At 56.4% G+C, this 20,972-nt stretch carries 17 protein-coding genes; all 17 read right to left on the reverse strand.

Features of this window, described 5'->3' with window-relative positions; all coding sequences use genetic code 11:
* Positions 1 to 14 precede the first annotated feature (14 nt).
* A complete protein-coding gene (gene secA / locus HII27_RS14435; RefSeq protein ID WP_185668540.1) occupies positions 15 to 2,720 on the reverse strand; it encodes a preprotein translocase subunit SecA in 2,706 nt (901 codons plus the stop codon).
* 64 nt (positions 2,721 to 2,784) lie between these two features.
* Entirely contained in the window at positions 2,785 to 3,291 is a 507-nt protein-coding gene (secM, locus tag HII27_RS14440; RefSeq protein ID WP_317983854.1) for a secA translation cis-regulator SecM, read from the reverse strand.
* A 261-nt stretch (positions 3,292 to 3,552) separates the two neighbouring features.
* Positions 3,553 to 4,470, reverse strand: a complete 918-nt coding sequence (gene lpxC / locus HII27_RS14445; RefSeq protein ID WP_185668542.1) for a UDP-3-O-acyl-N-acetylglucosamine deacetylase — start codon at positions 4,468 to 4,470, stop codon at positions 3,553 to 3,555.
* 100 nt (positions 4,471 to 4,570) lie between these two features.
* Positions 4,571 to 5,722, reverse strand: a complete 1,152-nt coding sequence (gene ftsZ, locus HII27_RS14450) for a cell division protein FtsZ (protein WP_035893043.1) — start codon at positions 5,720 to 5,722, stop codon at positions 4,571 to 4,573.
* A 63-nt stretch (positions 5,723 to 5,785) separates the two neighbouring features.
* The gene (gene ftsA / locus HII27_RS14455; RefSeq protein WP_185668543.1) at positions 5,786 to 7,048 is read right to left on the reverse strand and encodes a cell division protein FtsA; all 1,263 of its coding nucleotides are present in this window, start codon (positions 7,046 to 7,048) and stop codon (positions 5,786 to 5,788) included.
* Positions 7,045 to 7,881, reverse strand: a complete 837-nt coding sequence (gene ftsQ, locus HII27_RS14460) for a cell division protein FtsQ (RefSeq protein WP_185668544.1) — start codon at positions 7,879 to 7,881, stop codon at positions 7,045 to 7,047. The genes ftsA and ftsQ overlap by 4 nt, the downstream gene beginning before the upstream one ends.
* Before the next feature lies 1 nt (position 7,882).
* Positions 7,883 to 8,803 (reverse strand): D-alanine--D-alanine ligase, encoded by a 921-nt coding sequence (locus HII27_RS14465; protein WP_185668545.1) that lies wholly within the window; start codon positions 8,801 to 8,803, stop codon positions 7,883 to 7,885.
* A complete protein-coding gene (gene murC / locus HII27_RS14470) occupies positions 8,796 to 10,271 on the reverse strand; it encodes a UDP-N-acetylmuramate--L-alanine ligase (RefSeq protein ID WP_185668546.1) in 1,476 nt (491 codons plus the stop codon). Before murC ends, HII27_RS14465 begins: the two co-directional genes overlap by 8 nt.
* 53 nt (positions 10,272 to 10,324) lie before the next feature.
* Entirely contained in the window at positions 10,325 to 11,392 is a 1,068-nt protein-coding gene (gene murG, locus HII27_RS14475; protein ID WP_185668548.1) for an undecaprenyldiphospho-muramoylpentapeptide beta-N-acetylglucosaminyltransferase, read from the reverse strand.
* Positions 11,389 to 12,660 carry a cell division protein FtsW gene (ftsW, locus tag HII27_RS14480; protein ID WP_185668550.1) on the reverse strand — a complete coding sequence of 424 codons (1,272 nt, stop codon included), beginning with the start codon at positions 12,658 to 12,660 and terminating at the stop codon, positions 11,389 to 11,391. The genes murG and ftsW overlap by 4 nt, the downstream gene beginning before the upstream one ends.
* A complete protein-coding gene (gene murD, locus HII27_RS14485) occupies positions 12,660 to 13,976 on the reverse strand; it encodes a UDP-N-acetylmuramoyl-L-alanine--D-glutamate ligase (RefSeq protein WP_185668551.1) in 1,317 nt (438 codons plus the stop codon). Before murD ends, ftsW begins: the two co-directional genes overlap by 1 nt.
* 2 nt (positions 13,977 to 13,978) lie before the next feature.
* Positions 13,979 to 15,061: a phospho-N-acetylmuramoyl-pentapeptide-transferase gene (mraY, locus tag HII27_RS14490; RefSeq protein WP_035893027.1), complete on the reverse strand. Its 1,083-nt coding sequence runs from the start codon at positions 15,059 to 15,061 to the stop codon at positions 13,979 to 13,981.
* Complete coding sequence (gene murF / locus HII27_RS14495; protein WP_185668553.1) at positions 15,055 to 16,413, reverse strand: UDP-N-acetylmuramoyl-tripeptide--D-alanyl-D-alanine ligase; 1,359 nt, start codon at positions 16,411 to 16,413, stop codon at positions 15,055 to 15,057. Before murF ends, mraY begins: the two co-directional genes overlap by 7 nt.
* Complete coding sequence (gene murE / locus HII27_RS14500; protein ID WP_185668555.1) at positions 16,410 to 17,897, reverse strand: UDP-N-acetylmuramoyl-L-alanyl-D-glutamate--2,6-diaminopimelate ligase; 1,488 nt, start codon at positions 17,895 to 17,897, stop codon at positions 16,410 to 16,412. The genes murF and murE overlap by 4 nt, the downstream gene beginning before the upstream one ends.
* Positions 17,884 to 19,653, reverse strand: coding sequence for a peptidoglycan glycosyltransferase FtsI (locus HII27_RS14505; protein WP_185668557.1), 1,770 nt, complete (start codon positions 19,651 to 19,653; stop codon positions 17,884 to 17,886). The genes murE and HII27_RS14505 overlap by 14 nt, the downstream gene beginning before the upstream one ends.
* A 15-nt stretch (positions 19,654 to 19,668) precedes the next feature.
* Positions 19,669 to 20,034 carry a cell division protein FtsL gene (gene ftsL, locus HII27_RS14510; protein WP_035893020.1) on the reverse strand — a complete coding sequence of 122 codons (366 nt, stop codon included), beginning with the start codon at positions 20,032 to 20,034 and terminating at the stop codon, positions 19,669 to 19,671.
* Complete coding sequence (rsmH, locus tag HII27_RS14515; RefSeq protein ID WP_185668559.1) at positions 20,031 to 20,972, reverse strand: 16S rRNA (cytosine(1402)-N(4))-methyltransferase RsmH; 942 nt, start codon at positions 20,970 to 20,972, stop codon at positions 20,031 to 20,033. Before rsmH ends, ftsL begins: the two co-directional genes overlap by 4 nt.

Genomic DNA, 20,972 nt, shown 5'->3' on the forward strand with positions numbered 1-20,972 from the left:
TTGTTATCGTGACCTTAGCTCAGACGGCCGTGGCACTGTTTGAATTTTTTGCCGGAACCACAAGGGCACGGATCGTTACGGCCCACTTTACGATCGCCAGTTTGTGCAGCCAGATCCTCTGCAACGGCTTCGTCATCGCTCTTATGGCTCAGCTGCTGCATCTGCGCCAGACGTTCAGCTTCCAGACGACGCTGCTGCTCCATCTCCTCCACTTCTTCCGGCATACGCACCTGAACCTTGCTCAGGGTGCTGATCACTTCATATTTCAGTGACTCCAGCATCGCGGCGAACATGGCGAAGGATTCACGCTTGTATTCCTGCTTTGGATCTTTCTGCGCATAGCCACGCAGGTGGATACCCTGACGGAGGTAGTCCATCGCCGCCAGGTGCTCTTTCCACAGGGAGTCGAGGGTCTGCAGCATCACGCCTTTTTCGAAGTGACGCATCATTTCGGTGCCAACCACTTCTTCTTTACGCTGATAAACCTCAACGGCGCTGGCCAGAATACGCTCGCGCAGCGTCTCTTCGTGCAGCTCAGGCTCTTTGTCCAGCCACTCAGAGATAGGCAGTTCGAGGTCGAAGTCGTTTTTCAGACGTTCCTGCAGGCCAGGGATATCCCACATCTCTTCCAGAGACTGCGGCGGAATGTGCGCATCAATGGTCGCTTTGAAGACATCTTCGCGGATGCTGTTGATGGTTTCGCTCACGTCAGACACGTCCAGCAGTTCGTTACGCTGGGTGTAGATAGCGCGACGCTGGTCGTTGGCAACGTCATCATATTCCAGCAGCTGCTTACGAATATCGAAGTTACGGCTTTCTACTTTACGCTGTGCGTTGGCAATCGCTTTCGTCACCCATGGGTGCTCGATAGCTTCCCCCGGCTTCATCCCCAGTTTACGCATCATGCCGGACACGCGGTCAGAGGCAAAGATACGCATCAGGGCATCTTCCATAGACAGGTAGAAACGGGAAGAACCCGCATCACCCTGACGGCCGGAACGACCACGAAGCTGGTTATCGATACGACGAGATTCGTGACGTTCGGTACCAATGATGTGCAGACCACCTGCCGCCAGAACGGCGTCGTGACGAACCTGCCAATCGGCTTTGATCTGAGCAATCTGTTCTGGCGTTGGATCTTCCAGCTGCGCGACTTCTGCCTGCCAGCTACCACCCAGCATAATATCGGTACCACGACCCGCCATGTTGGTAGCGATGGTCACGGCCGCAGGATAACCCGCCTGAGCAACGATATCTGCTTCGCTGGCGTGGAATTTGGCGTTCAGTACGTTGTGCTTGATGCCCGCTTTGGTCAGCTCATGGGAAACCACTTCAGATTTTTCGATAGAGATAGTACCGACCAGCACCGGTTGGCCCGCGGCAGTACGCTCTTTAATATCTTCGATGATCGCCTGAATTTTTTCCGCTTCGGTCATGTAGACCAGATCCGGCATATCCTTACGGATCATTGGGCGGTTAGTTGGCACCACGACGGTATCCAGCTTGTAGATAGAGCTGAATTCGAAGGCTTCGGTGTCCGCCGTACCGGTCATACCGGCCAGCTTTTCGTACAGACGGAAGTAGTTCTGGAAGGTGATGGACGCCAGAGTCTGGTTTTCGTTCTGGATCTCAACGCCTTCTTTCGCTTCCACCGCCTGATGCAGACCATCGGACCAGCGACGGCCCTGCATGGTACGACCGGTGTGTTCATCGACGATGATAACTTCGCCATCTTTGACGATGTAGTCAACGTCGCGGGTGAACAGCACGTGGGCGCGCAGCGCAGCGGTAACGTGGTGCATCAGCATGATGTTAGCTGGAGAGTACAGGGACTCGCCTTCTTCCATAATGCCTTCGTTCACCAGCAGCTCTTCAATCAGCACCAGACCGCGTTCGGTCAGGTTTACCTGGCGAGATTTTTCATCTACAGAGAAGTGACCTTCACCCTGGAAGGTGTCGGAATCTTCCTTCTCCTGGCGCACCAGGTGAGGAATGATTTTGTTCACTTTCTTGTACATTTCGGAGCTGTCTTCCGCCGGACCGGAGATGATAAGCGGCGTACGCGCTTCATCGATCAGGATGGAGTCAACTTCATCGACCAGCGCATAGTGCAGTTTACGCTGTACGCGCTCTTCCGGGCTGAATGCCATGTTGTCGCGCAGGTAGTCAAAACCGTATTCGTTGTTGGTACCGTAGGTGATGTCCGCGTTGTAGGCTTCACGCTTAGCAGGAGCTGGCAGGCCGGACATGTTGATACCGACGGTCATGCCGAGGAATTCGAACAGTGGACGGTTGTTTTCGGCGTCACGCTGCGCCAGATAGTCGTTGACGGTCACCACGTGCACGCCTTTGCCGGACAGTGCGTTCAGGTAAGCCGGCAGCGTTGCGGTCAGGGTTTTACCTTCACCGGTACGCATTTCCGCGATGCAGCGGTCATTCAGAACCATACCGCCGAGCAGCTGTACGTCGAAGTGACGCATGCCAAACACACGCTTACTCGCTTCACGAACCACAGCAAACGCTTCTGGGATCAGGCTCTCAACGGATTCGCCTTTCTCAATGCGCGCACGGAATTCGTTGGTTTTCGCTTTCAGCTCGTCGTCGGAGAGTTTTTCCATCTCCGGTTCCATCGCATTGATGATGCCTACAGCTTTACGCATGCGGCGCAGGGTACGGTCGTTACGACTACCAAAAACTTTGGTCAATAATTTGATTAACATAATAAAATCTCAAACGCCCCGACATTTCGGAGTCAGAAAAATAAAGGATATAAAGCGGTTATTTTCAGACGAGGCGCTGCGGCCCGGCGCGGATGCCCTGCACCTGGCTTATCCAGGTCGGGATGCTAAAAGCGTGAGGGGGTAAAGCAGGTAAAATGACAGCCTGGGCGATCACCGCCGGCGGCTGACGTTCAACATTGAGTAACGCGTTGAGCGTGTCGAGCAGAGCCAGATGCTGTGCAGCCTGAAGCGGCGACGCGGGCTCGGCAACCGGTGACGCGGTAGGCGCCATGGCAAAAGAGAGGTGGCGAATAACCGTGCGAATGGCATGCTGATGCCAGTAGTCCACGCTAAAGGATGGGCGGCGGTTGTTCTCAAGGCGCGCCAGCTGCGTGAAATCGATTTTCTGCGACGGATGATGGTTACTGGTGGTCTCGCGGGCAGGCGACGCTGGCTCGGTATTACTCGCAAGTGCAGGCAAGCCAAAGCTGGCAGCAACCATCCCCAACAGGAGATGCGGCCAGAAGTAGCGTCTGCCAAACTGTCGCCAACGCGTCAGCATTCCACTCACGTAATGTTCCACCTTCGGTTTAAGTACCGTTATTCTATTTTCGCGCCAAGATATTATCATTAATGCAGCGCTGCGACAGCAGGAATGACGAAATCATCACCGAAAAACGGGTTAAGAAAGCAGCGGTTGCACAAGTGTGTGATCTTTACAAAGACACTGACGGCGGGAAAGAGAAATTTCGAGCGCTAAAAAGAAAAAACGACTGGTTCCCTGACCGGAGAGAGTGCCAGGTTGCCAGTCGAATTTACGCGATGGTCAGGCTTACGCCAGAACCATTGATGGTGCTTTGAACGCCAGCGGCAGTTCTGCGTCGTCCTGGAAGGTCACGAATTCCCAAGCTTCCTGTTTTGCCAGGACCGCTTGCAGAAGTTTGTTATTGAGCGCATGACCGGATTTGTACGCGGTAAATGCACCAATAATGTTGTGACCACACATGAACAAGTCACCGATAGCATCCAGCATTTTGTGACGAACGAATTCATCTTCAAAACGCAGGCCGTCTTCGTTCAATACGCGATAATCGTCAACAACGATGGCACAATCGAAGCTGCCGCCCAGGCACAGGCCGCGGGACTGCAGATATTCGATATCACGCATGAAACCGAAAGTACGGGCACGGCTGATCTGGCGCATGAACGCATCTGCGGAGAAGTTCATCGCATAACGCTGCGTGCTGGAATCAATCGCCGGGTGGTTAAAGTCGATGGTAAAGTCCAACGAGAAACCATTGTACGGTTTGAATTCAGCCCACTTATCGCCATCTTCAACGCGAACGGTGTCTTTAATACGGACGAATTTCTTCGCGCAGTTCAGTTCATCGATGCCAGCATCCAGCAACAGATAAACGAATGGCGCAGCACTACCGTCCATAATCGGGATTTCTGGTGCATCGACTTCAACAACGATGTTGTCGATACCCAGGCCCGCCAGCGCGGCGTTGAGGTGCTCTACGGTAGAAATCCGCACGTCATGCTCGTTGACCAGGCAAGTACAGAGCATAGTATCACGCACAGATTTGGCATCGGCCGGGAAATCTACCGGAGGATTCAAGTCGGTGCGACGATAGATGACCCCGGTATTTGCCGGCGCAGGGCGTAACGTCAGTGTGACCTTTTTGCCGGTGTGTAAACCGACGCCAGTCGCCTGAACGATACGTTTAAGAGTCCTTTGTTTGATCATCGTATAATCTCGCCAAATTAACTATCCAACCGAAGTGTATAACACATTCGGTGGGCCAGTTTAGCACAAAGAGCGCAGATTCCCAACTTCCAGCTAATTCTTAATCAGCTTGCTTGCGCAGGAATGCCGGGATATCCAGGTAATCCGGTTCTTTAGTGGTCTGCGGCGTATTGTCGTTAACCACTTTAGCTGCCGGTTTCTGTTCTTGCGTCAGCGGCGCCATACCGTGCTGCTGATAGCGATCCAGCGCAGGCTGCTGCGTCTGCTTGTTGGTCACCAGGGTGATCTCAGGACGCTTGTCCATGCCAATACCGGTGGCAACAACGGTTACACGCAGTTCGTCGTTCATATCCGGGTCAAGGGACGTACCGATAACCACAGTTGCATTGTCCGACGCGAACGCACGGATAGTATTACCTACGGTTTCGAACTCATCCAGACGCAGGTCGAAGCCCGCGGTGATGTTGACCAGAACGCCACGTGCGCCGGACAGGTCGATGTCTTCCAGCAGCGGAGAAGAGATAGCCATTTCAGCCGCTTCTTCCGCACGGTCTTCACCGCTTGCCACACCGGAGCCCATCATTGCATAGCCCATTTCGGACATTACAGTACGGACGTCCGCGAAGTCGACGTTCATCAGGCCAGGACGGGTGATCAGCTCAGCGATACCCTGTACCGCGCCTTTCAGCACGTCGTTCGCCGCGCCAAACGCGTCAAGCAGGGAGATACCGCGACCCAGAACTTTCAGCAGCTTGTCGTTCGGGATGGTGATCAGGGAGTCCACGTGCTTGGACAGTTCGGTAATACCCTGCTCCGCAAACGCCATACGCTTCTTGCCTTCAAAGTTGAAAGGCTTAGTCACGACAGCGACGGTCAGGATACCTAAATCTTTAGCCACTTCAGCAACCACTGGCGCTGCACCGGTACCGGTACCGCCGCCCATGCCTGCTGCGATGAACACCATGTCTGCACCATCTAACGCAGCGCGCAGTGCTTCACGGTCTTCATCAGCCGCGTTGCGACCGACTTCTGGGTTTGCCCCAGCGCCCAGACCTTTGGTAATACCGCTACCAATCTGGATAGTCTGGCCAACCGCCGTTTTACGCAGTGCCTGCGCATCGGTGTTAACAGCAAAAAACTCAACACCTTCGATGCGTTCGCGCACCATGTGTTCAACGGCATTACCGCCGCCGCCACCGACGCCGATGACTTTAATCACCGCGTCGTTGGTCAGTTCCATAGGTTCAAACATAGTTTCTCTCCGTTTTGTGCCTGTCGCCCGAGACCCTGAATTGTGCATGGGTCTCTTTAAAAATTAAAACTCTTTGCGTAACCAGCTATTCAGTCGTTTGATCCACGATCCGACCGATGCGGTGACGCGCTTTTCTACCTCTGCTTCACCACTTAAGTGGGACTCTTTCCCGTAGTGCAGCAGGCCCACCGCCGTTGAATAATACGGCTCCTGGGCATAGTCCGTCAGACCAGTAATATTCAGCGGCGCACCGATACGAACCTGCGTATGGAACACCCGCTGCGCGCAAGCCGCCAACCCTTCAATTTGCGCTGCGCCGCCGGTCAATACAATCCCCGCCGCGAGGTGGTGTTTGACACCCTGCTGACGAAGCTGTTCCTGTAACTGTAAAATCTCTTCATTGACGAGGTTCAGCAGCTCGGTATAACGCGGCTCAATGACCTCTGCCAATGTCTGGCGCTGCAGGCTACGCGGCGGACGACCGCCCACGCTTGGCACTTCAACGCTCTCATCTTTGCCCACAATGGAGCCCAGCGCGCAGCCGTGGCGCACTTTAATGGCCTCAGCATCGCTCGGCGGCGTGCCGAAGGCATAGGCGATATCACTGGTCACCACGTTCCCTGCATAAGGAATCACTTTGGTGTGACGCAGTGCGCCGCCAGTGTAGACCGCGATATCCATTGTACCGCCGCCGATGTCCACAACGCAGACACCCAGCTCACGTTCATCTTCCGTTAACACGGAATAGCTGGAAGCCAGGCCGGCAAAAATCAGCTGATCGACCTTCAGGCCACAACGCTCTACCGCTTTGACGATATTTTTCGCCATGTCGTTGTGACAGGTAATCAGATGTACCTTCGCCTGCATACGCACACCGGATAAGCCTACCGGGTTTTTGATCCCTTCCTGATAATCAATTGCGTATTCTTGCGGAATGACGTGCAAAACACGATGTTCATCACGTACGCGAACGGATTTCGCCGTGTGAACGACGTTCTCCACGTCTTCCTGCGTGACCTCTTCTTCTGAGATAGGCACCATACCTATCTCATTTTGACAGCTAATGTGCTTACCGGAAAGCGCCAGATATACCGAAGAGATCTGGCAATCCGCCATCAGCTCCGCCTGGTCGATAGCGCGCTGTGCGCATTTCACTACCGACTCAAGGTCGTTAACCCCGCCTTTATCCATACCACGGGATGGGCAACTGCCAACCCCAATGATATTAATCACTCCGTCGGGCAGAACTTCCCCTACTAAAGCGGCTACTTTTGCAGTGCCAATCTCCAGTCCAACTACCAGTTTTCTGTCCGTCGCCTTGATCATTGTTGTTCTGCCTGTGCCTGATTCTGTTGTTGATTAGTATCCGCCGCAGGAGCAGGTTCCCAGCCTACTGCCGCCCCCGAGTCATAACGCAAATCAACATAGCTAATCCGATTACCGTCTGTTTGCGCCTGCTGCTGTAGAACCGGGTACAGTTCTAAAAAACGTTCCAGCCGCTTCATCGTATCGCCCCGTCCCAGGTTCAGCTTGATACCGTTATCAAGCGTCAACTGCCACGAACGGCGCGCGGTCATCGCCGCAACCTTCAACGTGAACTTCCCTTTCGCGAGCATCGCCCCCATGTCGTGATAGCCCTGCAATACTTCGCTTGCGCTGCCTTCAGGGCCATAGAGCATAGGTAAAGTTTGCTTACTGGTACGATCGGCGGGAACGCTGAAGGCATTCCCCTCGGCATCCACCATGTGCTGATCATTCCAACGTGCAATGGGCACATATTCAACCAGATGAATCTTCAATTCGTCCGGCCACTGCTTTCTGACGCTTGCCTGTTTAATCCACGGCAGACGTTCAATCTGACTCTGGACGATATTCACATCCTGGGTCATAAAGGTTCCCGGCGATCCCAATGCCAGAATGGACTGCCGAATATCATCGTTACGCGTGTAATGACGATCGCCAGTCACCACCAGTTTTGAGATGGGCAATCGTTGCGCATCTTCCATCCAGCCCAGCACGACCCAGCCGCTAACAAACACGGTACACAACACCGCTAGCAGGAAAACAATTCCCACCAGATGCGTTCCATTATTGCGCCGTGAAGCGGCATACTCTTCCTCATCTTCACGGTTCCGCGTATTCAGCGCAGCCTGCGACATATCACCCCGCCAGGTCCAGAATTCGTACTACCAGCTGCGAGAAGCTCATTCCCGCCTGACGCGCCGCCATCGGCACCAGACTGTGGCTGGTCATCCCCGGAGAGGTGTTTGCCTCCAGCAGATAATACTGGCCATCGCTGTCCTGCATCACGTCAATGCGACCCCATCCACGGCAGCCTAAGACTTTCCAGGCTTTCAGTACTAAAGACTGCATTGCCGATTCCTGGGATGAATCTTCACAGCCTGGGCAGAAATATTTCGTCTCATCAGAGAGATACTTCGCTTCATAATCATAGAAGGTTCCGGCAGGTTGGATGCGAACTGTCGGTAAAATTTCTTCACCAAGCACCGCAACCGTAAATTCCGGCCCACTGAGCCATTTTTCTACCAGAACTTCGTCATCGTGTTGAAACGCCTGCGTTAACGCTTCAGCCAGGTCAGCACTCTCGATGACTTTCGACATCCCAACGCTTGAGCCTTCGCGGCTCGGCTTAACGATAAGCGGCAGGCCAAGCGCCGCAATCTGCGTCTGAACCTCGCTGGAAAGCCCGGCATTAAAGGCTTCGCGCTCAACGGCAACCCAAGGAGCGACCGGTAATCCGGCCCCCTGCCACAGCAATTTACTGCGCAGTTTATCCATTGAAATGGCCGATGCCATCACGCCGCTGCCGGTATACGGAAGTTTTAAGAGTTCCAGTAATCCTTGCAGCGTGCCATCTTCGCCGCCACGGCCGTGCAGCGCAATAAACGCTTTCTGAAAACCCATATTTTTCAGTTGGGTAACATCAGTCTCTTTTGGGTCTACCGGATGAGCATCAATGCCCGCTTCGCGAAGACCGGCCAGCACCGCCGCGCCGGAGTTTAACGACACGTCGCGTTCGGCTGAGGTTCCACCCAAAAGAACCGCGATCTTATCAGCCATGGCGCGGTTCCTCCTGAGTTTGCGGCTTCAGTTTGATTTCAGCTAAGTTACGCGCGATTTTACCAATATTTCCCGCGCCTTGAATTAGAACAAGATCATTACCCGTCAGTACTGATGCCAGCATTTCCGGGACCTGAGCGCTATCCGAAATCAGAATCGGGTCCACTTTTCCACGTCCACGAATGGTACGGCACAGTGAACGGCTATCGGCCCCTGGAATCGGCGCTTCGCCCGCCGGATACACATCCAGCATCAGCAGCGCATCGACCTGAGTCAACACGTGAGCAAAATCATCGTACAGGTCGCGCGTACGGGTGTAACGGTGCGGCTGGAATACCATCACCAGCTTTTTGTCCGGCCAGCCAGCGCGGGCGGCTTTGATCGTCGCATCGACTTCCGTTGGGTGGTGACCGTAGTCGTCCACCAGCAGCGCGGTGCCTTCTTTACCGTTCACCTCTTCCAGTGGGAATTCTCCCAGGAAGTCAAAACGACGACCGGTGCCCTGGAAACTTTCCAGCGCGCGCAGAATCGCCTCGTCTTCAATGCCCTCTTCCGTCGCCACTGCAACCGCCGCAGCGGCATTCAGCGCGTTATGACGGCCTGGCGCATTCAGCGTCACGCGCAGGTCTTCTTTATCCTGACGCACCAGCGTGAAGTGTCCCTGCGGGCCAATCTGCTGGTAGCTTTCCACACGAACATCTGCATCGTCACTGAAACCGTAAGTGGTGGTCTGACGGCCTACGCGCGGCAGCAGCTCGCGAATAACCGGGTCATCAACGCACATCACCGCACGGCCATAAAACGGCAGGTTGTGCAGGAAGTTGATAAACGTCTGCTTTAAATTCTCGAAGTCGCCCTGGTAGGTATCCATATGGTCGGCTTCGATGTTGGTGACAATCGCCACCATCGGCTGCAGATGCAGGAACGACGCGTCGCTCTCATCGGCTTCCGCAATCAGGTAGCGGCTATGACCCAGACGCGCATGTACGCCTGCCGCCTTCACCAGGCCACCGTTGACGAAGGTCGGGTCCAGCCCGGCTTCCGCATAAATGCTTGCGACCATCGCGGTGGTCGTGGTTTTACCGTGTGTCCCGGCAATGGCGATGCCGTGACGAAAACGCATCAGCTCCGCCAGCATTTCCGCGCGGCGAATCACCGGAATACGCGCCTCATGCGCGGCAACGATTTCCGGGTTATCAGCAGAGATAGCCGTAGAGACCACCACCACGCTCGCATCGCGAACGTTTTCCGGGCGGTGATTGAAATAGATGGTGGCGCCCAATTTCGTCAACTGCTGCGTCACCGGGTTCGGCGCCAGGTCGGAACCGCTGATCTGATACCCTTCGTTGGCCAGTACTTCAGCAATACCGCCCATACCGGCGCCGCCGATGCCAACAAAGTGAATGTGCCGGACGCGACGCATCTCGGGCACAATAGAACGCAGTTTCGCCAGTTGTTGTGTATTCATTCTCTAAACGCCATCACTTCTGAAATTCGGGCGACGCAACTGCGCCGCGATGATTAAGCCTTTGCAGCCAGGCTTACTTCTTTTGCTACCCGTTCGGTAGCGTCCGGGATGGCCGTCGCACGAGCACGCTCAGCCATCTCTAATAATGTGTTGCGATCCCAGCTTGCCAGCGTGTCAGCGACCGCTTGCGCCGTAAACTGCGGCTGCTCGAAGATCTTCGCCGCGCCGGCTTTCTCCAGCGGCAGCGCATTCCAGTACTGCTGACGGTCCTTATGCTGGAACGGCACGAAGATAGCAGGCAGCCCCGCTGCCGCAATCTCACTGACCGTCAGCGCGCCGGAGCGGCAGACGACGACATCAGCCCACGCGTACGCTTCGGCCATGTCATCAATGAATTCGGTTACTTTATGCTGCGGTTGACCGACATCGGCATAAGCCTGCTCAACGGTCTGCTGACCGCCTTTGCCGCTCTGGTGCCAGATGGTCACCGCCTCGCCCAAACGTTGCGCCACCTGAGGCAGAGTCTGGTTGAGAATACGCGCCCCCTGAGAGCCGCCAACGACCAGTACGCGAATCGGGCCTTCGCGGCCGACCAGACGCTGTTCCGGCAGCGGCAGCGCCAGCACATCAACACGCACCGGGTTGCCGACCACTTCCGCATTCGGGAACGCGCCCGGGAAGGCCTGCATCACTTTGGTGGCAATCTTCGCCAGCCATTTGTTCGTCAAGCCAGCAATGCCGTTCTGCTCGTGCAGGACAACCGGAATACCCAGTGACCACGCCGCCAGACCGCCCGGCCCGGAAACATACCCGCCCATTCCCAGCACCACGTCCGGCTTAAAGCGTTTCATGATCGCGCGCGCCTGACGCCAGGCGTTAAAAATACGCATCGGCGCCAGCAGTAGCGCCTTCAAACCTTTGCCGCGCAGGCCGGAAATATGGATAAAATCAATCTCGATGCCATGTTTTGGCACCAGGTCGGCTTCCATACGATCCGCGGTTCCCAGCCAGCGTACTTGCCAGCCCTGATCCATTAAATGGTGCGCAACCGCCAGCCCCGGGAACACGTGCCCACCGGTACCGCCCGCCATCACCATTAACCGCTTTGTTTGACCGCTCATCGAGAACCTCGGGTAAACGCCTGGGCTTTTTCCAGACGCGTTTCATAATCAATACGTAATAAGAACATGATGGCTGTCGACATAATCAGAAGACTGGAGCCACCGTAGCTTATCAACGGTAGGGTAAGGCCCTTGGTCGGTAACATCCCGGCCGCCGCCCCTACGTTGACCAACGCCTGGAAGCTGAACCATATGCCAATTGCGCAAGCCAGGAAGCCAGAAAAACGTTGGTTTATCTCCAGCGCTTTGCGACCAATGGACATGGCGCGGAAAGCGACGAAGAATACCATTAAAAGTGCCAGTACCACACCGATATAACCCAATTCCTCGCCGATGATGGCGAAGATGAAGTCGGTATGTGCCTCCGGCAGGTACTCCAGTTTCTGCACCGAGTTGCCTAACCCCTGGCCCCACATCTCACCGCGCCCGAAGGCCATCAGCGACTGCGTCAGCTGGTAACCGCTGCCGAACGGGTCTTCCCACGGATTCCAGAACGAGGTCACGCGGCGAATACGGTACGGTTCGGCGAGGATCAGCAGCACCACGGCCGAGATACCCATGCCGATGATGGCGATGAACTGCCACAGCTTGGCGCCTGCGAGGAACAGCATCGCCAGGGTGGTCACAAACAGCACCACGACGGTACCGAGGTCCGGCTGCGCCAGCAGTAAAATTGCCAGCACGAAAATCACGCCCATCGGCTTTAAGAAGCCGCGCAGGTTGTTGCGCACCTCGTCGGCTTTACGCACCAGATAGTTGGCGATATAGCAAAACAGCGACAGCTTGGTCAGCTCGGCAGGCTGGATACGCAGCGGGCCGAAGGCAATCCAGCGCGATGCCCCGTTAACCGAGCTCCCGACCACCAGTACAATCAGCAACATACCAATAGAAGCAATCAGCATGAACGTACTGTGCTTCTGCCAGAACGACATCGGCAGCCGCAGCGTCACCAGCGCCAGCACAAACGCCAGCAAAATATAGAGACCATCACGCTTGGCGAACAGGAACGGATCGTTCGCCAGACGCTGACCCACCGGCATCGACGCCGAGGTCACCATAATAAAACCAATCGCCGCCAGGCCAAGCGTCAGCCACAGCAGCGTGCGGTCGTACATAATCAGGCTATCGGTATCTTTCTCCCGAGAGCCCATCACCCAGCCCTTAAGCGCGGCAAACATCCAACCAAACAGCCATGCGAAAATACGCATGCCCGGCAGACGCGGCAGCCTCAGTCGAGGCAGTCTCAGGCGCGGGAGCGATAAACGCATCAACCTAACTCCTTCGCCAGGCGAGCAAACACGTCGCCGCGCTGTTCAAAGCTTTTAAACTGATCGAGGCTGGCGCAGGCCGGAGACAGTAGCACCATATCGCCCGCTTTGACCTGCGGCGCAATCAGGCGCATTGCCTCTTCCATGGTTTCCGTTTGGGTGGCGATTTCCGGACGCAGCGCGGCCAGTTCACCGCCGTCGCGGCCAAAGCAGTAAAGACGAATGTTATCGCCGGTCAGGTAGCGGCGCAGCGGTTCGAAATCGGCCGATTTACCGTCGCCGCCCAGCAGCAGATACAACGTTCCCGCTACGTGCAGGCCGTTTAAGGCCGCTTCGGTACTGCCGACGTTGGTCGCTTTAGAGTCGTTAATCCAGCGCACACCACGGTGATCGAGCACAATCTGGAAACGGTGAGCCAGCCCGGTAAAGGTGGTCAGCGCTTTCAGGCTGGTCGCGCGCGGCAGGCCAACGGCATCCGCCAGCGCCAGCGCCGCCAGGGCGTTGCTGTAGTTATGCTGCCCGGTGAGCGGCATCTCTTTAACGTTCAATACCTTTTCACCCTTCACGCGCAGCCAGGTTTCCCCCTGCTGGCGATTCAGGTGATAGTCACCAACGTCCACGCCGAAGCTTACGCAGCGCTCGTCCGCACCACGCACTGGCATGGTCAGGCCGTCATCGGCGTTCACAACGCAGACTTTGGCGTTTTCATAGATACGCAGTTTCGCCGCACGGTACTGCTGCAGCCCCAGCGGATAGCGATCCATATGATCTTCGGTGACGTTCAGAATGGTCGCCGCCGCGGCATGCAGGCTTGAGGTGGTTTCCAGCTGGAAGCTGGAAAGCTCAAGCACGTAAAGTTCGCGGGCCGGGTCCAGTAGCATCAGCGCAGGCAGGCCAATGTTTCCGCCAACGCCGACATTTACGCCCGCCGCTTTAGCCATCTCGCCAATCAGCGTGGTGACAGTGCTTTTACCGTTGGAGCCGGTAATGGCCACAATCGGTGCCTGCGCTTCGCGGCAGAACAGTTCAATATCACCGACGATTTCAATACCGGCATCCGCCGCGAGACTCAGCGACGGGTTTGCCAGCGCCATACCGGGGCTGGCAACGATCAGATCGGCCGCCATCAGCCAGTCTTCATTTAGCCCGCCGACGTAGCGTTCAACCGCTTCCGGCAGCTTATCCAGACCGGGTGGCGTCGCTCGGGTATCCATCACGCGTGGCGTAACGTTCTGCGCGAGGAAAAAATCCACGCAGGAGAGCCCGGTCAGTCCAAGACCAATGATGACGACGTTTTTACCCTGGTAATCTGCCATGATTAACGTACCTTCAGCGTTGCCAGGCCAATCAGGACCAGCATCAGCGAAATAATCCAGAAGCGCACGATCACGCGCGGTTCCGGCCAGCCTTTCAGTTCATAGTGGTGGTGGATCGGCGCCATACGGAAGATGCGCTGACCGCGCAGCTTGAAGGAACCTACCTGCAGAATCACCGACAGGGTTTCCACCACGAAGACGCCGCCCATGATCACCAGCAGGAACTCCTGACGCAGCAGCACGGCGATAATGCCCAGCGCGCCGCCCAGCGCCAGCGAACCAACGTCGCCCATAAAGACCTGCGCTGGATAGGTGTTGAACCACAGGAAACCTAAGCCCGCACCGACAATCGCCGTACAGACGATCACCAGCTCACCGGCGTGGCGCAGGTAAGGAATGTGCAGATAGCTCGCAAAGTTCATGTTACCGGTCGCCCACGCCACCAGCGCAAAGCCCGCCGCCACAAAGACGGTCGGCATAATGGCCAGGCCGTCGAGGCCATCGGTCAGGTTAACGGCGTTGCCGGTACCCACGATCACGAAATAGGCCAGTAGGATGTAGAGCAGGCCGAGCTGCGGCATGATGTCCTTGAAGAACGGCACCACCAGCTCGGTAGCCGGCGTATCTTTACCGGCAAGGTACAGCGCGAAGGCGACGCCCAGCGCAATCACCGACATCCAGAAGTATTTCCAGCGCGCGATAAGCCCTTTGGTGTCTTTACGAACCACTTTGCGGTAGTCATCGACAAAACCAATAATGCCGTAGCCAATCAGCACCGTCAGTACGCACCAGACGTACGGGTTTGACGGGTAGGCCCACAGCAGCACGGAGACCGTAATCGCGGTCAGGATCATGATCCCGCCCATCGTTGGGGTACCGCGTTTACTGAAGTGAGATTCAGGGCCGTCGTTACGAACAACCTGACCAAACGACATTTTTTGCAGACGGGCGATCATGCGCGGGCCCATCCACAAAGAGATGAACAGCGCGGTCAGCAGGCTGACGATGGCGCGAAACGTCAGATAGGAAAAGACGTTAAAGCCGGAATAATATTTGACCAGATGTTCGGCCAGCCACACTAACATGTCCCATTCTCCTGTAATGCGCGTACGACCTCTTCCATGGCAGCACTGCGTGATCCTTTCACCAGAATGGTGATAGATTTGTGTTCGTTAATCAGCATGTTAAGACGAGCAATTGCCGATGCTTTATCGATTAAGTGCTCCCCTGCCCCGCTAGCATCGCTAATCGCCTGGCTTAACTTACCGACGCTCAGCACGCGATCAATACCCGCCGCTTTCGCCGCTTCGCCAACCTGAATGTGGCAAGCTTCACTCTCAGCGCCCAACTCAGCCATATCGCCGACCACCAGTACGCGGTAGCCCGGCATTTCAGACAGCACCTGTACCGCCGCCGTCATCGAACCAACGTTAGCGTTATAGGAGTCATCCAGTACCAGTTGGCTGTCCGTCAGGTGAATCGGGAACAGGCGACCCGGCACCGCTTTCAGCTGCGCCAGACCGGCTTTCACCGCGTTCAGGTCAGCGCCCACAGCGGTTGCCAGCGCGGTTGCAGCCAGCGCATTGGCGATGTTATGGCGACCCGGCAGCGGCAACAGCACGTCGGTGCTGCCGTTCGGCGTATGCAGCGTAAATTCCGTACCCTGCGAGGTAATGCGCACGTCAGCAGCGCTGAAATCGCTCCCCGCCGCATTGGGTGAGAAACGCCAGACGGTACGATCGCCAATGACCTGCTGCCAGTTGTCCCAATCATTGTTATCAGCGTTCAGAATCGCAATGCCGCTATCCGGCAGGCCGGTGAAGATTTCACCCTTCGCTTTCGCAACGCCCGCCAGAGAGCCAAAACCTTCCAGATGCGCCGCCGCCAGGTTGTTCACCAGCGCGGCTTCCGGGCGGGTCAAACTCACGGTCCAGGCGATTTCGCCCTGGTGGTTTGCCCCCAGTTCAATAACCGCAAACTGATGCTCCGGCGTCAGGCGCAGTAATGTCATCGGCACACCGATGTCATTGTTTAGATTGCCCGCGGTATAAAGCGTGTTGCCGCACTGCCCCAGAATGGCGGCGGTCATCTCTTTCACCGAGGTTTTACCGGAAGAACCGGTCAGGGCGACTACGCGAGCAGGCACCTGCTGACGTACCCAGGCCGCCAGTTCGCCGAAGGCCAGACGGGTATCGCTCACCACCAGCTGTGGCAGATCGATATCCAGCTTACGGCTGACCAACAGCGCACCTGCGCCGCCGTCTTTGGCCGTTTGCGCAAAATCATGCGCGTCAAAACGTTCGCCCTTCAGCGCCACAAACAGACAGCCCGGGGTTAATTTCCGGGTATCGGTGGTCACATCTTCAATAAGGGCATCGCTGCCGCAAAGCTCGCCGTTCAGAACGTTGGCAAGCTGGCCAAGCGTTACGCCAATCATGCCACCACTCCCAGCAGACGCGCTGCGGTAATACGGTCGGAGTAATCGAGACGACGGTTACCCACAATCTGATAATCTTCATGGCCTTTACCAGCCACCAGCACGACGTCATCTGCTTTTGCCTGCATGATGGCGTTGGTCACCGCTTCAGCGCGGCCTTCCATCACCTTCACGTGGCCGGCATCAACCATGCCCGCGAGAATGTCGTTAATGATGTCACGCGGCTCTTCGGTGCGTGGATTATCGTCGGTCACCACCACCACATCGGAAAACTCTTCGGCAATCGCTCCCATCAGTGGACGTTTGCCTTTGTCACGGTCGCCGCCGCAGCCAAAGACGCACCACAGCTTGCCGGAGCAGTGCAGGCGCGCGGCCTGCAGCGCTTTTTCCAGCGCATCCGGGGTGTGGGCGTAATCGACCACCACCGTCGGTTTGCCCGGCGCGCTAAACACTTCCATACGCCCGCAAACCGGCTGTAAACGCGCTGCGGTATTCAGCAAGTCAGCCAACGGGTAGCCCAGCGCCAGCAGCGTTGCCAGCGCCAGCAGCAGATTACTGACGTTAAACGCCCCCATCAGGCGGCTTTCAATTTCGCCTTCGCCCCAGGTGGAGTCGAAGCGGATGGTCGCGCCGCTATCGTGGTAGTTCACCGTCACGGCTTTCAGCCAGCGGCCGTGGCAGTCTGGATTAATGTGACCGTCCATGGAGACCGCAACGGCATCCGGCAGACGACCTAACCAGCGGCGGCCCACTTCATCGTCCGCGTTGACGATGGCCTGGCCGCAGTGGTGAGTGGAGTACAGCAGCCATTTCGCCGCTTCGTAGTGCTCCATATCACCATGGTAATCAAGATGATCGCGGCTCAGGTTAGTGAACACCGAGGCGGCAAACTTAAGCGCTGCCACGCGGTGTTGCACCAGGCCGTGAGAGGAAACCTCCATCGCGGCAACCGTCGCCCCCTGCTCAACCAGACCAGCCAGCACGTGCTGTACGTCGACCGCCGAGCCGGTGGTGTTTTCCGTTGGGATCACTTTATCCAGCAGGCCGTTACCGACCGTGCCCATCACCGCGCTGGTTTCACCCAGCAGTTGGCACCATTGTGCAATCAGCTGCGTGGTGGTGGTTTTACCGTTGGTCCCGGTCACGCCAATCAGGCGCAGGCTGTCGGAAGGCTCGTGGTAAAAACGCCCGGCCAGTGCCGATAAGCGCTCGTTTAACTGGCTGAGGTAGATAACCGGCACGCCGTGCATCTCGCGGATTTCACCGTCGGCGGCCTCATCTTTTGCCTCGGCTATAACAGCAGCGACACCTTGCGCAATTGCCTGCGGGATATAACGACGCCCGTCCGCCTGATGACCCACCACCGCTACGAACAGATCGCCCGATGCAGCCACACGGCTGTCGAGCGTCATCTCTCGCAGTACTCGCTCCGGCGCATTTGGCACCCACGGAGCGAGAAGGTCGCGCAAATTACGATCTGCCACCTGTACCCTCGCCTTGATTCGTTACTAATTCACTTTTATCGCCGCCCGTCGCCAGCGCATCCGGCTCAATGTTCATCGTGCGCAGTACGCCGCCCATGATGGCACCAAAGACCGGCGCGGAAACGGCGCCACCGTAGTATTTACCCGCCTGCGGGTCGTTGATCACCACCACCAGCGCAAAGCGCGGCTGGCTGGCTGGCGCAACGCCCGCGGTGTAAGCAATGTATTTGTTGATATAGCGCCCGTCCGGACCGACTTTTTTCGCCGTACCGGTTTTAATCGCGATACGGTAGCCTTTAATCGCCGCCTTCACGCCGCCGCCGCCAGGCAGCGCCACGCTTTCCATCATATGAACGACGGTGCGGACAATAGATTCCGGGAAGATACGCTCGCCGGGAACCGGCGGGTCAACTTTGGTTATCGACAGCGGACGGTAGATCCCGTAGCTGCCAATCGTTGCGTAGACACGCGCTAACTGTAACGGCGTTACCATTAGCCCGTAGCCGAAAGAGAAGGTGGCCCTCTCTATGTCAGACCACCGTTGTTTTTGAGGATATAAGCCACTGCGTTCTCCGACCAACCCCAAATTGGTCGCTTTTCCCAGCCCAAAACGTGAGTAAGTATCTACTAACGCTGAGGACGGCATCGCTAACGCCAGCTTGGAAACACCGACGTTACTCGACTTCTGTAGAACCCCGGTCAGGGTCAATTCGCTGTAGCGCGCCACGTCTTTGATTTCGTGGCCGTTAATACGGTAAGGAATAGTGTTCAGCACGGTGTTTTCGCGCACCACGCCGCGCTGTAGCGCGGTCATCACCACCATCGGTTTCACCGTAGAGCCCGGTTCAAACACGTCGGTGATGGCCCGGTTACGCATGGTGTCTTTGGCGGTGCCGGTAAAGTTGTTCGGGTTATAGGACGGGCTGTTGGCCATCGCCAGCACTTCACCCGTGCTCACGTCGACCAGCACGGCGCTGCCGGATTCCGCTTTGTTAAACGCCACGGCGTTGTTCAGTTCGCGGTACACCAGCGCCTGCAGGCGCTCATCAATGCTCAACGCCAGGTTGTGCGCGGCCTGGCTGTCGGTTGAGGAGATATCTTCAATCACCCGGCCATAGCGGTCTTTACGCACGATGCGCTCGCCCGGTTGGCCGGTGAGCCACTTGTCGAAGCTCTTCTCAACCCCTTCAATCCCCTGGCTGTCAACGTTGGTGAAGCCGATGAGGTGAGCGGTTACTTCTCCGGATGGATAGTAACGGCGCGACTCTTCGCGCAGATAAATCCCCGGCAACTTGAGCTTTTTGATGTAGTCAGCCATGTCAGGGTTCACCTGACGCGCCAGATAGATAAAGCGCATGCGCGGGTTGGTGTTGATGCGGTTTGCCAACTGGTCCAGCGGGATGTTCAGCGCATCCGCCAGCGCTTTCCAGCGGTTGTTCAGCATCACGCCGCCCGCTTCATGCAGTTCTTTCGGGTCGGCCCAAATCGCTTTTACCGGCACGCTCACCGCCAGCGGGCGGCCTGAGCGGTCGGTTATCATACCGCGAGAGGTGGAAACCTGCTGAACGCGCAGGGAACGCATGTCACCTTCACGCACCAGCTTATCCGGGGCAATAATTTGTAGCCAGGCCGCGCGTCCCAACAGGAACGCAAGCGCCAGAAAAATACAGCCGCAAAGCAACGCAAAACGCCAACCGATAAAGTTGGCCTGTTCTTCCTGACGTTTTGGCTTAAGCGTTTTTGCCGCTGGTTTCATGCGTTGCAATAATCCTTATTTCTGCACAACAATATTTTCTTTTGATGGATCAACATGTTGCATCTGCAACTTTTCGGTAGCGATACGTTCGACGCGGCTATGATCGCCAAGAGCATTCTCTTCGAGGATCAGATTTCGCCACTCAATGTCTAACGCGTCGCGCTCCAGCACCAACTGTTCTCGTTGGGCCGTTAACAGGCGGGTATGGTGGGCGGTCGTCACCACCGTTACCGCCGTGACAATGATGCAAATGAACAGACAGAGTGGCAGCTTCCCGAATTGCAAAAGGTCGTCGCGAATAACGCCAGGCAAGGCATGGCGCTCGCCGTTTCCTAACGACCCGGTTACTTTGCTTAGGGCTTCTGTCACTCTGCCGATCATGCGTTCGTCCTTTCTGCAATACGCAGTACTGAACTACGGGCACGCGGATTCTCTGCCACTTCATCTTCGCCCGGCATCAACTTGCCTAGCGCTCGTAAATGACGGCCACCCAGCTTCCTGAGTTGCTCTTCGGTCATCGGGATCCCCGCTGGAACTTGTGGACCACGGCTCTGTTCACGCATAAAGCGTTTCACGATGCGGTCTTCCAGCGAATGGAAGCTGATGATCGACAGCCGCCCACCCGGGGCCAGCACGCCAAGCGAGCTTTTTAGCGCTTGCTCTATCTCCTCCAGCTCACTATTCACCCAAATGCGCACCGCCTGGAAGGTACGGGTTGCGGGGTGTTTGAATTTGTCTTTCACCGGCATGGCAGCCGCGATAACTTCCGCCAGCTCTTTGGTACGGGTCATCGGCTGCTCGCGATTACGCTCAACGATGGCGCGAGCGATACGTTTACCAAAGCGTTCTTCGCCGAAGGTTTTAATCACCCAGGCAATGTCCGCTTCTTCTGCCGTTTGCAGCCATTCTGCTGCTGACTGACCGCGGGTTGGGTCCATGCGCATGTCCAGCGGGCCATCGCGCATAAAGGAGAAACCACGTTCAGCGTCATCAAGCTGCGGTGAAGAAACGCCAAGATCGAGAAGGATACCGTCAATCTTGCCGACAAGATCGCGCTCGGCAACGTAGTCCGCCAGCGCAGAGAAAGGGCCGTGCACGATGGAAAAGCGTGGGTCATCGATGGTCTTCGCCACCGCGATCGCTTCTGGATCGCGGTCGATCGCAATCAAACGCCCCTGCTCGCCAAGCTGCGACAGGATAAGGCGCGAGTGACCACCGCGACCAAAGGTACCATCAATATAGATACCGTCAGGACGAATATTCAGGCCGTTAACGGCCTCATCCAGCAGTACCGTGGTGTGTTTAAAATTTTCCATCAT

Origin of the sequence: Kluyvera sichuanensis (genome assembly GCF_014218705.1) — a bacterium.
In the GTDB taxonomy this organism is placed as follows: Bacteria; Pseudomonadota; Gammaproteobacteria; order Enterobacterales; family Enterobacteriaceae; genus Kluyvera; species Kluyvera sichuanensis.